Below are 14986 nucleotides of genomic sequence, written 5' to 3' on the forward strand. Positions count from 1 at the left end.
TATTAATTTTTACTTGCCACGATTATTATATTTTCTAGTTCAACTATTTCGCCTTGCAGATCATATGGAGGCTCAATATTTTCGAAAACCTGAGAAATTTTAAATTGACTTTTTTCAAGCAAAGTCAACACATCATCTTTCGAAAATAAATTAAAATTATATTTTGTAAATGGGTAGTTAACTAAATAGTGTTTTGGACGTAAACTTATTATAAGTTGCCCGTTAGGCTTCAGCACGCGCTTTAACTCATTTAAGGCGGTCATTTCATCGTCCCAAAAATAAATGGTGTTTATAGTTATTATTTTATCGAAGGCTTCTTTAGCAAAAGGAAGTGCTCTTATGTTTCCCTTTACAAAATCTGCTTGTTTAGTTTTAATATATTTTTCGTTTATTTTTAAAGCTTCTTCAACCATTTCGTCTGAGATCTCGCAACCAGTATATTTTACTTTAGAATTTTTCTCTAATATTTCAGATACAAAATAACCATTTCCCATACCAATCTCAAGAATACGATCTTCATTTCCTGCTTTTAAAATTTGCAAGGCATCGTAATTAATTCGACCGTTTCCTTGATTCATAAATTCGCCAACTTGAATACCCAATTCACCTTTTGGTTTGCGAAATTGAGCAGCCATCAGCTTTAAGTCTCGTTCTTCCATCTATTTTTTTAAATTAAATACCTAGACAAAGGTACTTTTTTGAATATTAAATTAACCGTTAAAAAAGTTTAACAGTCAGAACATCAATGATAACATCGTATTCAGACTTTTATACAACGTGATTTAAAGGTGCCGAATGGCATGTAAAACTGATTCTATTACTTTAGAAGAACAAATTTCAGATATGATTTTGCTATTAGCTTAAAAGAAACAGCTTGTTCACCTTTTTTAATATTCATTGCAGAAATATCCGCCAAACGTTTCCAATGAGCTAACAGATCTTTATACGCATTGATAAGCGTGTAGTCAGAATCGTAGATATGCCCGGGTTCAGAGCTTGCCCCATTAAGTTCCATTATTTTAATAGAAATTCCTTTTTGTAAATCTTCAACGCTTTTTGCTTTTAAATCGAATCGTCCGTAATAAAATCCATTTATCGGCAAACTTATTTCATCAAATACTTCATGGAGATTTTGATTTATTATATGATTAAAATTTATAAATCGCGTGCCACGGCAATGGTTTCCAATTGGCTCAAGAAGAACCTTCTCGTTTAATAAAGGAATCTTATGTATCGCATCTCCCATTTCCTTTTTAAACCGATTAATTTGAAACCTCGCGCGGGTGCTTTTCTTCATTAGTTCCAGAATACTCGATTTACCATCGCCAACAACTGACAAAAATTCTTTTAATGTAACAGAACTAACCACTCCTTTTGTGGAGTCCGGCATACGACTGTATAGAACACCAAATTCGAAATCATAGTCAATGTATTCTTGAATGATGTAAAAAAAATTAGAATTATTGTGGTAAGTAATTAATTCATTTTCGTTGTTTATTTTACAAACATCGTTACCTCTTTCGCCAACGTCAGGTTTTGCAATAATCGGATATTCTATTTCTTCTAGTTGCAGTTTTGATTTAATTTCTTCAAAACGAATTCCTTTTGCAGCTGAAATACTTTTTGGTAGATGGCGCTTATTAATTAAAGATAAAATTTCCGATTTGCTTTCCCCATAAAATCCGCCAAGCTCAATACCTGGATTAGCCACGCTAAAGTAGGCGAAAGATTTATTTCTAAGAGATAAATAGACCCAATAAGGTAAAACAGGCAGATAAAATAATCCCCACGGCCAGTATTCGTAGCGAAATATCTTTACTAAAAAAAGCGGGGTTTTCATTTTTAAGAATTTATGACTTTAGTGTTATAAATTTTTTTGTTTATCACATCTTCATAAATCATTTCAGTTTCAAATTCATTTATTTTATTCACGCAACAAATACTTACCGTTCTTTTTTGTGATCTGTTCATGACAATGTCGTTTTTTTGATCGCCCGTTCCGCCAAAATGATGAAACATAAGAATGGTATCCTTGGTGAAAATTTCGTTTTCCTTTACCCAATCGTAAAACCATGTTTCACGTTCTTTCACAACCTCTTCAGAATACAAAGTTACAGAGGACCAAATATGAGGCAATGAAGCATCGTGATTTAGATGATGCGTTTTAATCCCATCCCACTTCAATTCGCAAAGGCCTCGTTTATTATCTTGATGCCTTACAAAAATGAGAGAAAAAGGTTCAATGTCTTTAAAATCATAATTTGCTATAAAATCATACTGTGTCTCGTACTTAAAAAAATCAAGCAGCACAAAACCTCTGCTTTTTCTATAATTTCCTTCCGATTTATGTGGTACAAAAGCTCCATTCAAAAGACACACTGTGAAATCATTTCCCTTTGCTATCCATGTTCCGCCAGCCTTAGGATCTTTCGGAAAATATATTTCTTTATTGTGGATAGTATAAGAATTTATTGGCAAAGCAGACGGTCGTGACAAATCCTCATCCCTATTTGAAGTAAGAATAAAACTAGTGTCTCCTTTCGGAAGATAGGTAACGGTGCACATTTTAAATTAACTAATTGTTTTTTGAGACTTTAAATATTGAAGTGTTGAATGGGAGTACCCAAAACTGCTATTTAATTTTACATAGTTTAATTCTGTTGTAAAAGCAATACGCATGATCGCCAAATGATGTACGGTATGTTCTATGTTGTAAGTGATTTCCCGAAATAGAGATGATTCGACAATTGTTTCTGTAGCGTTATACACAACTTTAAGAAGTATTCTTTTATTCACATCCACTCGTTCAATTTTATCAAAAACCTCTATAATAAATTCAGAAGCGAAGCGTAGATTTTCTTCCAGCAACAGATTTCGTTTTCTATCATCATAGCAAATGGTGTTATTTTCGTTCTCAACAAAAAGGCAGTCATAGAATTCAAGAATATGTCTGACGTGTTTGCCCACAGTTCCATTATTAAAAACAATCATTGGTTTAGCGTAATCCGATTCGTGCAATTGATCGAGCATGGCTTTCAACTCGAGCACTTGATTTTTGGCGACTTCTCTTAGCATATTATTTTTTTATGACATAAACAGTTAGACTAATGGTTACATTATCAGACATAATTATACTCGAACCACCAACTCCATAATCTAATCTGTTTAGTGTAAAGCTACCTTTAAAAACGCCTTTACCTTCTTTTTCTGAAAAAGTGAATGGTATCATGATATCCTTAACAACGTTTTTAAGATTTAACTTAAAATACCCGTTAAAACTCCCTTCGTTTTGTTTTAAAAATTTTTGCGAACTCAATTTAATTAAAGGAAATTTCTGAACATCAAAATATTCTTCCTTTTTTAAGTGCCCGTCTCGTGTTGAATTGTCTGTATCAATAGTGGAAGCGTCTAGGCTTGCTTCAATTAAATTACCAGACGTGGTTGTGGCGTCAAATATTATTTTGCTCTTTAAGCCCGTAAATTTTCCATTTGTATTAAAGCCTGCGTTTTTTATTTTGAATGAAATAACAGAAGAAGTTGCTAGCCATTCTGAGTTTTGCGATTTTCCTGCAAAACACAAAATGGAAAAGATAATTAGGTATGCTGATTTAAATTTCATTTCAAGTTTATCTAAAAGGTGAATACGTAATTCCAATCATGCCCAATAAGGCTTTATTTCTCCAGCGATCATTTTCTAGTCTCAATTTATTATCTGTTGTATATTCTGTAAATACAAATGAAACGCCGGCTTTAATTGCCCATTTTTCTTTAATCCAATAACGTGCGTATAACTCTGAATTTAACATACCAATATCGTTGTCGCTTATTAACAGCGCGTTAAAAGAAGTTGGCTTAGACGTTTGTACTGAGCCGTTATCAGACGATTGATGGGCGATATAAGTACCTGATGTTTTTCCGCCAAATGTAAAACCAACAGCATCGATGTTAAACCCAATATCTAATTTTTCTTTTATGGTGTATTGTAAGTTGATGCTAATGTTTAAAGAATTGTTCTGTGACTTTGCTACATAAAATGTATCAATGTTTTCATGAAATATTTCTGAAAATAAAACTCCGGGATCGGTTCGCTTCGAAGTTAGCATTGCTGGGGCTGTTTCATAATATAAATTTTTTCCACTTTGTACATTGAAACGAATACCATAACCAATTTTAAACCTCTTCTTTTTTGTAATCGCATGAAAGTGGGTCCAAGACAAAGCGCCCAAAAACTGATTTGAAGAAGCAGACAAGGCTAAATCGAAATTATTATTAAACTTATAGCCTTTCTTTTCAGATTCCTCATTTTGAGAAAGAACTGAAAGAGAAAGAAAACATAAAATACTAAAGAGAAAAACGCGTTGCATACTAATTTATATTTTGAACAAAGTTAAATAGACTTGATAGTAATAATTGTCAGTTTAACGACATAAGTTCATTATTTAATTATAAATGGGAAAAAGTTTCATTGTTTTAACAATAGTCTCCGGATTCATGTACCTTTCTCTTCCGCCTTTTGTTAATTGTTTTGCACCTCTCCATTGTAGTAAATTTAATTTAAGCCGAACCTCCTCACTCCAGGATAAAAGCTGGTAACCTAAGCCATGCGCAATACAGCGTTTATCAGTAGCATACTCAAATTTATCAATTGCTTTTTTGCTAAAGTGCATACACACTAATTTAATAAAATAAATACCAAGCCGAGAGTTATAATCACTTATATGACTTAACTCATGTCCTATGACACCTATTTGTGAGTTCGTACTTAAATTTTTTAAGAGAATTGGTGAAAGTTTCGAATCGATCCGATTACAAATTATAACAATATATTTTCGTTTTGCAGCTCTTCTAAAAACGCTGAATACAGAAGGTCTAGCAGCCAAAGGTGCTGACTGTTTCTTAACGCGAAAAATTATTTTCGAACTCTTTAATTCAGGATAATAATTTAAAGCCACCTTAATTGCGGAACTAAATTCTTCGGGAATTTTCTTGTGAGGATAAACGGCAGAGTCGATAATAGACTGTAATGAATCCTTAAAGAACTGCTTTTTAATTACTTGTCCATTACATTCGATTTTGTATATGTTAAGGAACACTAGACAAATAAAAAGCCTAAAATGCTTCTGCAAAAACAATGTAGAGTCCGTGCGAATCTCTTGTAATTCCATAGTCAATACGCAGGTTTGCGTGTTCTTTTTTGTTTATTTCTATTCTCAGTCCTATGCCGTAATCGTAGTGAATTTGATTGCTAAAAAGTTCATTCGCAATATGAGACACAGAACCAATTCCACCAAAAGCTGCTAATCCTAAACGTTTATAAATAGGCATTCGAAATTCTTGTTGCAACAGCATCATATTTTTATCTCGAAATCGGCCATTATAATATCCTCTTAAGAAGCGAGGTCCGCCTAAAGTAGCTAGCATTCTATAAGGAACCGCCCCTTCGGCCAAAGCTAAATAGACGTTTGCGTTCCAAACAAGTCTGTGAAAAAGGGGTTCGTATTTTCTCGCATCAAAAACAAATGAGGAAAATTTATTTTCACTTCCAAAATACTTGTCAAAATATAAATAGGAAGTTTCAATGTAAGCACCCTTGGAGGGATTTAACGGATTGTTTCGTTTGTCAAAAATAAGTATAGGGCCTAATCCGCTTGAAATATATCCCATGCCTCCTGGGATAATTTCACTCATCATCTTATTTTTTAGAGTTATATCCTGATTGTATAGTTTTTCGTATTGATAATAAATACCCCCATAGAAATTTTCACTTATTCGTTTCAAGTTTTTTGTTTGAATCTTTATTAGGTCAAATGAAATCATGAACCTGTCTTTTTCGTGTGTGCGATTTCCAATTCCATAAAAAAACTCTGGAAATCGAGAAATACCAAATGTCCCGGTAAAATAAAGATCATTCGCTTTCATCCAAAGCTGATAATCGTTTTCAAAAAAGAATTGTTTATTCCAAGTATACGAAAGGTAACTTTGCGTGTTTGATTTTTTATTTTGTGGCTTAGTTTTAAAAAAAGTAAATGCCAATGCTCCAACTCCCAAACGTGTTTCTGGAGTATAAAAAGCAGTCGGTAATGCCCCGGGTTTAAACTTGGTGGAGTCATCAACGGCAGAGTAAAGCGCAGATTGACTCGCAACTAGAATAAAGAAAACACCTATTCTTTTCAAATTAATCGGCATCCTATTTTGTATTGTGCAAAACAAATTTAATCCCAATTAAAACGAATAATCGTCGTATAAACGACAATTCGATCCTTTTAAAAGTTTTAACTTCACTCATTATACTCTTTCCATGAAAAAATCAATCTTATACTTATTCGCATTCACTGTCTTTATTGATCTTGTTGGGGCACAAGTTCCAAAAAAAGTCATTGTTGAACATTTTACAAATACAAAATGTAGTATCTGTGCTTCCCGAAATCCAGGCTTTTACAGCAATTTGAATAACCAAAATGGTGTTATTCATCTCGCAATCCATCCCAGCTCGCCATATCCGGCTTGCGTGCTAAGTCAGCATAATGTTTCAGAAAATGATGCACGGACCAATTATTATGGTGTTTATGGGGGTACGCCTCGTTTAGTGATTCAGGGTGTGGTGATTGCATCAACAGCTGATTACGGATCAGCCTCCATCTTCACACCTTACCTTTCTCAAAATACTCCTGCTAGTATTCGAATTACACAAACTAAATTTGCAAATGATTCTATACATTCGAGAATTGTTGTAAAAACGGAAGCGTTACATAATCTTGGTGCTTTGAAATTATTTGTTTGTTTAACGGAAGACACTGTGTTTTATACAGGCTCTAATGGAGAATCAAAACACTATGGTGTGTTTCGTAAATCCTATACCGGAACATCTGGCATGAGTGTTACACTTCCGGCGATAGTTGGAGATTCGGCTGTCTACACTATGAGTTCCCCTTCAAATAGTGCATGGAATCTTGCAAGAATAAATACATTAGCAATTCTACAAAATGAAACAACAAAAGAAGTAATTCAATCAGAGACTACCATTCCACCATCAAGCGGTGTGCCAGCAGGAATTGAAGATCAGTCAGAAAACAGTTCTTCAGTATCTGTATTTTATTCAAATCAAAACACATCCATTTTTATCCAACAAAATTTGAAAGAAACACATTTAAACTTCGACTTATACAATTTAATGGGAAGAAAAATTTTATCTGAAAATATAGAATCAAGTTTCGAAAAAGTTAACGCTAACAAATTGTCTTCAGGAATTTATTTGTACAAGATAGAATCGACTAATGGTAATTTAAAAACCGGAAAATTATTCGTTCAATAGCTTTTTTATCCCTCTGGAATTTCTAAAATTACTTCTCCATAACAATCTGAAAAATGTTTGTGTGCGTCTATCTATATGATTAGACAATCTTGATTTACGAATCCTTCGCAAAAGGAGAAATATTTTGTGAAAGAATCCCAGTATTGAGTATTTATTTCTTAATTTCTCATGTCGGTTTTCCGACATGTTATGTCGGGAATCCGCCACCATTTCTCTGTTTTTTAACAAGGAATAACAAATTTTTCTAGATAGATTTGATTAGACAAAATTTAAACCCCATGAAAAAATCAATTTTAGTTTTAGTGTATTTTTTTCTGCTAATATAGCGAGGTAGAAAGTTTGATAGCGGAGATCACACCTAATACAGCAATCGAATATAATTACTGGAACTTTTATCAGATTTATGCTATATACAGGACTAATGGAGAATTGACTAATGAAGAATCAGCTAGTCTTTTAGCTCTTGCACATAAGTGTCCGTTTACAGATGGTCCAGTTATTTATAATGCGCGTGCGCTATACAACCTAGTTAACGGAAGCATAGAATTATATAATGATGAAGGTTGTGAGAATACTTACGAAGGCAGAAAGGCTTATTTCGAATCGTCGGATAAAAACATAAATCCAAGTATTATTATTTCTGAAAAGTATAAGCTTTTTCCAAATCCTGCAACGGAGGAGTTGAATATTTTAGGGATCTCTGAAACGGAAGAGATTATCATCGTTATAAAAGATGTGAGCAACAGAACTATTTCATTTCAAAAAGTTAACATTCAAACTTACCAAGCCAAATTAAAATTAAACTTGCTGAATGGTGTTTATTTTGTAACTTTAATTAATAAGGATCATGAAGAGATTACAAAAAAACTTATTATTGCTAAATAATGTTTTTTCTTCCATATCAAAGAGAAGAATATTACTGTGCTTGATTTTTTTAGATTCATTTTTGGGTCTGAGTCAAATAGCAAATTTTGTAACTAATGGCGGTTTTGAAAAAAAAATAAATTGTAACTATCCGAATAATTTAAATAAGGCAATTGGTTGGAATTGTCTCGGTGTCGATACCACAAATTTTGGTAGCTTTTTATGCGCGATAAATTGTTATTCGAACGCTCCAAATAACGGAGCTGGTTTTCAATATCCTAGGTCGGGAGACACGTATTACAGGATGCAAGTATTGTGTCAAAACTGTCCTTTGAGCGCAAGAATATATCCTAAAAATAGACTTAAAGACAAACTTAAAGCGGGCGCAACATATTGCACTAAAATGTATGTGTCACGCCAAGATGCTAGCCCATATGGTATAAGTGATTTAGATTTCTTTTTTGGAGACAATTCTCTTGATACTATAAATTACTGCTATACACCTTTGACATACCTTAACCCGCAGGTAAAAAACCCAAGTACAAATATTATCTCAGACACTTTAAACTGGGTGCTTATTACTGGAACCTTTGTTGCCACCGGTAATGAAAAATATTTAGTGCTTGGTAATTTTGAAACAGATAACGGCACAACCAGTAGCTTGGTAGATACTTCTTTTGGAACAAGTGTTTGGGCTGTTTATTTTGTAGACGACGTCAGTTGTATAGACATAGACCTCCAAGCATTTGGAGGTAATGATGGGGCGGTGATTCCAGGAGATAGTGTTTATTTGGGTAGAGAGTCAGATGTTGGTATTGATGAAGCTTGTATGTGGTATAAACTTCCAACAGTTATTACACCCACAACACCAGCTATTGCTACCATTGCTGGATTTTGGATAAAACCTGTAACAAGTTGTACTTATGTTGTAAGACAAGAAATTTGCGGTCATGTAAAATGGGATACGGTTATAATTGCGATGAATCCTGTGGGTTTGGTCCAACTGAGCGTAGTCGAAGGCGCACTGGAAGTATTTCCAAATCCCGCACAAGATTTTATTGAATTAAAAATCTCGAACATAAATTTACTCAAGGAGTTTAATTCAATTTCTATTTACAATAACCTTGGGCAATTGATGAGAGAAGAAGAAGTTGTGTTTGAAAACAAAACACTTATTCTTAACACTAATGATCTTGAAAATGGGGTTTATTTCTTAAATCTTAAAAGCAACAAACTGGGTACCGTTAGTAAACGATTTGTTATAGCAAGATAAAACAATTCTCTTATCATCAACTTCACGTATTCTTCTTCATAAGGCCAGAGGCCTTGTATAAAAAGACGTAGCGGGACGCTACGCCTAACGGGGGATCTCTGAAACGGAAGAGATTATCATCGTTATAAAAGATGTGAGCAACAGAAATATTTCATTTCAAAAAGTTAACATTCAAACTTACCAAGCCAAATTAAAATTAAACTTGCTGAATGGTGTTTATTTTGTAACTTTAGTAAACGAGCGGCATGTACAAATTACTAAAAAGTTGGTTATTTCTAAATAGTTTTTTCTTGCGTAAAAGGATGTTAAAGACTTTTGTCTTTGTTGTGATTGTTTTTCCATTAATTGGCTTAAGTCAAATAGCGAACTATGTCACCAATGGTGGTTTCGAAAAGAAATATAATTGCAATTACCCACCAGAACTCAATAAGGCTGTGGGTTGGAATTCAGTGGGGCCGGATACTTCAAAATTTGGGGGATTTTTATATGCAATTAATTGTTACTCAAATGCCCCACTAGGTGCAGGCGGCTTTCAATATCCACGATCTGGAGATACATACTTTAGAATGACCACATTTTGTACCCTTCCTTGTACATATACTAATTCAAGATACTATCCAAAAAATAGACTTAAAGCAATGCTTTCTTTCGGTAAAACGTATTGCGTAAAAATGTACGTATCTCGTCAAAACAACAGCCCACATGCAATAAGCAATTTAGATTTTTTATTTTCCGATAATTCTTTGGATACAATCAAATACTGCAACCAACCTTTAAGTTATCTAAATCCACAAGTAAAAAATCCAACCTCCAATATAGTTACAGATACTTTAAACTGGGTACTTATTACAGGTACTTTTGTTGAAACAGGTACTGAAAAATACCTTGCACTTGGTAATTTTGAAAGTAACTCTGCAACGACTTATAGTTTAGTAGATACTACTTTTGGTACTAGTGTATGGGCAGAATATTTTGTGGATGATGTTAGCTGCATTGATGTTGATCTTCCAGCCTTTGCCGGTAATGATGTGGCGGTAATACCTGGAGATAGCGTTTACCTGGGGAGGGAATCAGATGTGGGCATTGATGAGTCTTGTATGTGGTATAAACTTCCAACAGTTATTACACCCACAACACCAGCTATTGATACCATTGCAGGCTTTTGGGTAAAACCAGTCATTAGTTGCACTTATGTGGTAAGACAAGAAATTTGTGGTCATGTAAAATGGGATACTGTGAGAATTGCGATGAACCCGGTGGGTTTGGTCCAACTGAGCGTAGTCGAAGGCGCACTGGAAGTATTTCCAAATCCCGCACAAGATTTTATTGAATTAAAAATCTCGAACATAAATTTACTCAAGGAGTTTAATTCAATTTCTATTTACAATAACCTTGGGCAATTGATGAGAGAAGAAGAAGTTGTGTTTGAAAACAAAACACTTATTCTTAACACTAATGATCTTGAAAATGGGGTTTATTTTTTAAATCTTAAAAGCAACAATCTAGGTACCGTTAGTAAGCGGTTTGTGATTTCACGTTAGACTACAAAGTCGCGTCGAGTAGGCATGGTAAGAGTTTGCAGTAGCCGTATCGAGACGTGGTGAGCAGCATATTTCTTCTCGATACAATTTTTGCTCGCTGGAAAGTACTCCAAGCAAAAATCTACTCGAAGTAACGGACAACAATTTTATTCGTGTTAATTCGTGTAATTCGTGGCAAAATTCGAAGGAGAGCTTCGAAAAGTTAATACAAGTTAATCGTTGCTGGTGTGCCGGATTTAACCTCAAAATTTTTCTCGACGGTTTTGAGGGTTTCTTTTGCGAATTCTAATCTGTAAACAGCTTTATATTTCCCTGGTTGCAGGTAGATGATTTCGTTTGTGAGTGCGGGATTAAAGTTACATACCCAGTTAACGGTTTTACCATCGTCAACATAAATACTACCAAAACCGGTCTGAATTTTATTAAAAAGCACGCTGCCGCTGGTTGGAATTTTGATGGAGTTGGTGCTACTTTGTTTGATCTCCACATCTTTAATATAAATCCTGGGAAGAGTAAGCACTTCGAGATCGTATTTACCAACAATGTATTTTTCGGTTTTACCAAAGTCCTGCACATTCAGGGTTTTCATTTCGGCTCCTTTGCGAACAATGGTAGTAGGAAAATATTTATTTATCGCGCCGTCGAGTTCTAACCTTAAAAAACCTTGTGGCGCATCAATGGGTATAACGTTGTGTTTACCTTTTACAATCGTAATGTTTTTCTTTTCCTGAGGCGGTATGGTATGAACCGTTATATCGTATAAGATATCCGGATCAAGCACTAAAGTATCCGGATTGCCTCTGTTGTTAATTGTATGCAGATAATTGTATTTTACAGAATTGGTGCCGGCTTCATAAAAAGTCATGTCCACATCTGTTTCAGTTGGTTTTTTGAGAATGTCTAAAAGATCAACTTCTACAGTTGTTTGCGAAAGCGCTTCAGTAATGACGAGCTTTAAAACATCTTTAAAATTGGCTTCGTTACTTACATCGTAAAACTTTCCCATGCAGCCAAATACGTCGGCAAACTTCACATCCAAACCAACACCGATTACAAACGGGCGAATAAAAATTCCCTTTTTTTGCAGATCAATACTTACCTGACAAGGATTGCCACCACATTCTTCAATGCCATCTGTAATTAAAATAACAATGTTTCTGCAATTACTACAAGGTGTAAAATCGTTCACACATTCACCCAAAGAGTAGGCGATGGGCGTTGTGCCAAGAGGTTCAAGACGTTGAATACGTTGTTTGATTTTGGGTGAATTGGTTTTTGCCGGAGCAAAGGCAACTTCAAGTTTACTGTCTTTGCAATTACGCTCGGGTTTAAAAAAAGTAGTGTGCCCGTAACAGCGAAGCGCGAGTTCAAGATTCGGTTCGTTTTTCAGACTATCTAAAAAATCGGCCAATACTTTTTTCGCGACTTCAATTTTAATGTTGCTATTCCACGGAGCATACATGCTGTAGGAATCATCAAAAATAAAAAGAATGCGATTAGTTACTTGTGAATGTAAAATGGAAGAGGTAAAATGGAAAATGGAGAATAGAAGTATAATTTTGAGTTTCGATTTTTCTTTTTTTAAATAGTTTGAAAACATCAAGAGATAGATAAAATTAAGATTAATAAAGTAAGCGTAACTGTATATTATTAAATATAACTCTTTAAATCAAATAGGATACAGACATTTCACGCAACCTAAATCTTCCCTCTTACATTTTACATTTTCCCTTTAGTCTTACATTTTCCTTATTTAGTAGTCACCTAAGGTTACAGGAAGCTGATCCAATGCTTTTTGAAGTTGCTCATCATTTGGTGCTGAACCGTGCCATTTGTGAGTTCCCATCATATAATCAACACCCATTCCCATTTCTGTTTTCATCAAAATCATAATAGGTTTTCCTTTTCCTAATAAGGTTTTACCGTGGTTCAAAGAATCAATAACAGCTTGTAAATCGTTGCCTTCATTATTTTCAAGTACCATCCAACCAAAAGCTTCAAATTTTGCTTTCAAACTTCCAAGTGGTAAAACTTTGTCAACGTCACCATCAATTTGGCGACCGTTATAATCTACTGTCGCAATGTAATTATCCACTTTATGCGCTGATGCATACATCGCAGCTTCCCATATTTGGCCTTCCTGCAATTCACCATCACCATGTAAGCTGTATATAATGGAATTATCTTTATTTAATTTCTTGGCTAAAGCAGCACCAATCGCAACGCTCATTCCCTGACCCAAAGAGCCGCTTGCAACACGTACTCCTGGTAATCCTTCGTGGGTGGTTGGGTGACCTTGCAAACGCGAATTTAATTTACGGAATGTTTTCAATTCTTCAACCGGAAAATAACCGGAATGCGCTAAAACACTATAAAAAACAGGACTTATGTGTCCATTACTTAAAAAGAAAAGATCTTCATTTGCACCATCCATGGTAAATTTGGAAGGATTGTGTTTCATTACACTGCCATATAGCGCTACAAAATACTCCACACAACCAAGCGATCCGCCGGGATGGCCAGAGCTTACGGCATGCACCATTCTTACGATATCCCTGCGTACCTGTCCGCACATTTTTTTTAGTTCTTCTGTATTGCTCATTGCTTTGGTATTTGCGGCAAAAATAGCATTTGATGGCGGCTTCTGATGGTGAATGTTAATAATAATTAGAGGATGTTAAAAACTATGATTTTTTACAAATAAATCCTATTTAAATGCCTTGTTTGATTAGTATATTTGCGTTTTTATTAAAAACAGGTAATATATAGTAATTTATGGCTTTGAAATGTGGAATTGTTGGTCTACCAAATGTTGGAAAATCGACTTTGTTTAATTGTTTAAGTAATGCTCAGGCTCAGGCCGCAAATTTTCCTTTTTGTACTATTGAACCAAATGTTGGTACTACAACTGTACCGGATGAACGTTTAAATAAACTGTCAGAGTTGGTTAAACCTCAAAATATAGTTCCAACAACTGTCGAGATTGTAGATATAGCCGGTCTAGTAAAGGGAGCAAGTAAAGGTGAGGGTTTAGGAAATAAATTTTTAGGAAACATCCGTGAATGTAATGCGATTTTACATGTGTTGCGCTGTTTCGATGATGATAATGTAGTGCATGTGGATGGTAAAGTAAATCCAGTAAGCGACAAAGAAATTATTGACGCTGAATTGCAATTGAAAGATTTAGAAAGTGTTGATGGGAAGATGAAGAAGTATGAGAAACTTGCTAAGGTTGGTGCAGACAAGGATGCGGTAAGAACATTTGCTGCGCTTACAAAAGTGAAAACAGCCTTGGAAAGTGGTAACTCTGCAAGAACAGCGGCATTGGAAGAAAATGAATTGCCCTATATTGCCGATTTACACTTACTCACTATTAAGCCGGTAATGTATGTGTGTAATGTGGACGAGGCTTCTGCAAAAACAGGTAACAAACATGTGGACGCAGTGAAAGAAGCAATTAAGAATGAAGACGCGGAAATCTTAATTATTACCGCGCAAATGGAAAGTGAAATTGCTGCTCTCGAAACTTATGAAGAGAAACAAATGTTTCTTGGTGAAATGGGATTGGATGAGCCAGGCGTAAATAAACTAATTAAGTCTGCTTACAAATTGTTAAAGTTAGATACTTACTTCACAGCTGGAGTAAAAGAAGTAAGGGCATGGACAATTACAAAAGGAATGAAAGCGCCGCAAGCTGCAGGTGTTATTCATACCGATTTTGAAAAAGGATTTATTAAAGCAGAAGTAATTGCATACAACGATTTCGTAACACTTGGTTCTGAAGCCGCTTGTCGCGAAGTTGGTAAGTTGCGTATCGAAGGGAAAGAGTATGTTGTGAATGATGGGGATGTGATGCATTTCCGATTTAATGTCTAAATCAAATGGAAAATGTAAGATGGCAGATGGAAAATGGATAAGCCGACATACATTTTCCCTTTTACATCTTACATTTTCCATAAACGGTGATTATCGATTAAGGTAGAACTTTTAATTTTA

The 14986-nt window shown here is 34.8% G+C and carries 16 protein-coding genes; 6 read left to right on the forward strand and 10 right to left on the reverse strand.

Annotated elements, in window-relative coordinates; genetic code table 11:
• Positions 1 to 2 precede the first annotated feature (2 nt).
• The 8 genes from P2086_RS06295 to P2086_RS06330 form a co-directional block, all read right to left on the reverse strand.
• Complete coding sequence (locus P2086_RS06295) at positions 3 to 659, reverse strand: class I SAM-dependent methyltransferase (protein ID WP_317899594.1); 657 nt, start codon at positions 657 to 659, stop codon at positions 3 to 5.
• A 158-nt stretch (positions 660 to 817) separates the two neighbouring features.
• Positions 818 to 1840: an ATP-grasp domain-containing protein gene (locus P2086_RS06300; protein ID WP_317899595.1), complete on the reverse strand. Its 1023-nt coding sequence runs from the start codon at positions 1838 to 1840 to the stop codon at positions 818 to 820.
• Between the two features lie 2 nt (positions 1841 to 1842).
• The gene (locus P2086_RS06305; RefSeq protein ID WP_317899596.1) at positions 1843 to 2565 is read right to left on the reverse strand and encodes an NRDE family protein; all 723 of its coding nucleotides are present in this window, start codon (positions 2563 to 2565) and stop codon (positions 1843 to 1845) included.
• Between the two features lie 6 nt (positions 2566 to 2571).
• A complete protein-coding gene (locus P2086_RS06310; protein ID WP_317899597.1) occupies positions 2572 to 3075 on the reverse strand; it encodes a hypothetical protein in 504 nt (167 codons plus the stop codon).
• Between the two features lies 1 nt (position 3076).
• A complete protein-coding gene (locus tag P2086_RS06315) occupies positions 3077 to 3619 on the reverse strand; it encodes a YceI family protein (protein WP_317899598.1) in 543 nt (180 codons plus the stop codon).
• 7 nt (positions 3620 to 3626) lie between these two features.
• Complete coding sequence (locus P2086_RS06320; RefSeq protein ID WP_317899599.1) at positions 3627 to 4364, reverse strand: hypothetical protein; 738 nt, start codon at positions 4362 to 4364, stop codon at positions 3627 to 3629.
• A gap of 75 nt (positions 4365 to 4439) precedes the next feature.
• Positions 4440 to 5093, reverse strand: coding sequence for a hypothetical protein (locus tag P2086_RS06325; protein ID WP_317899600.1), 654 nt, complete (start codon positions 5091 to 5093; stop codon positions 4440 to 4442).
• Between the two features lie 16 nt (positions 5094 to 5109).
• Positions 5110 to 6186, reverse strand: a complete 1077-nt coding sequence (locus P2086_RS06330; protein ID WP_317899601.1) for a BamA/TamA family outer membrane protein — start codon at positions 6184 to 6186, stop codon at positions 5110 to 5112.
• A gap of 112 nt (positions 6187 to 6298) precedes the next feature.
• Here P2086_RS06330 and P2086_RS06335 point away from each other — a divergent pair, with 112 nt between their 5' ends.
• The 5 genes from P2086_RS06335 to P2086_RS06350 all read left to right on the forward strand — a co-directional run bounded on the left by P2086_RS06335 (position 6299) and on the right by P2086_RS06350 (position 10990).
• Positions 6299 to 7312: a T9SS type A sorting domain-containing protein gene (locus tag P2086_RS06335; RefSeq protein WP_317899602.1), complete on the forward strand. Its 1014-nt coding sequence runs from the start codon at positions 6299 to 6301 to the stop codon at positions 7310 to 7312.
• Positions 7313 to 7651: 339 nt separating this feature from the next.
• Positions 7652 to 8197 (forward strand): T9SS type A sorting domain-containing protein, encoded by a 546-nt coding sequence (locus tag P2086_RS06340; protein WP_317899603.1) that lies wholly within the window; start codon positions 7652 to 7654, stop codon positions 8195 to 8197.
• Complete coding sequence (locus P2086_RS06345; RefSeq protein WP_317899604.1) at positions 8160 to 9449, forward strand: T9SS type A sorting domain-containing protein; 1290 nt, start codon at positions 8160 to 8162, stop codon at positions 9447 to 9449. The genes P2086_RS06340 and P2086_RS06345 overlap by 38 nt, the downstream gene beginning before the upstream one ends.
• 94 nt (positions 9450 to 9543) lie before the next feature.
• A complete protein-coding gene (locus P2086_RS19130; RefSeq protein WP_502547935.1) occupies positions 9544 to 9732 on the forward strand; it encodes a T9SS type A sorting domain-containing protein in 189 nt (62 codons plus the stop codon).
• Between the two features lie 19 nt (positions 9733 to 9751).
• Positions 9752 to 10990, forward strand: coding sequence for a T9SS type A sorting domain-containing protein (locus P2086_RS06350; protein WP_317899605.1), 1239 nt, complete (start codon positions 9752 to 9754; stop codon positions 10988 to 10990).
• Positions 10991 to 11192: 202 nt separating this feature from the next.
• Here the strand turns inward: P2086_RS06350 and P2086_RS06355 are convergent, their stop codons facing one another.
• Together P2086_RS06355 and P2086_RS06360 are read right to left on the reverse strand one after the other, a co-directional pair.
• Positions 11193 to 12590 (reverse strand): vWA domain-containing protein, encoded by a 1398-nt coding sequence (locus P2086_RS06355; protein ID WP_317899606.1) that lies wholly within the window; start codon positions 12588 to 12590, stop codon positions 11193 to 11195.
• A gap of 153 nt (positions 12591 to 12743) precedes the next feature.
• Positions 12744 to 13592 carry a transketolase gene (locus P2086_RS06360; protein WP_317899607.1) on the reverse strand — a complete coding sequence of 283 codons (849 nt, stop codon included), beginning with the start codon at positions 13590 to 13592 and terminating at the stop codon, positions 12744 to 12746.
• Between the two features lie 173 nt (positions 13593 to 13765).
• Between P2086_RS06360 and ychF the strand changes: the two genes are divergently transcribed.
• Positions 13766 to 14866, forward strand: a complete 1101-nt coding sequence (ychF, locus tag P2086_RS06365) for a redox-regulated ATPase YchF (protein WP_317899608.1) — start codon at positions 13766 to 13768, stop codon at positions 14864 to 14866.
• The last annotated feature ends 120 nt before the right edge of the window (positions 14867 to 14986 follow it).

Origin of the sequence: Aurantibacillus circumpalustris (assembly GCF_029625215.1) — a bacterium.
Classification (GTDB): domain Bacteria; phylum Bacteroidota; class Bacteroidia; order B-17B0; family Aurantibacillaceae; genus Aurantibacillus; species Aurantibacillus circumpalustris.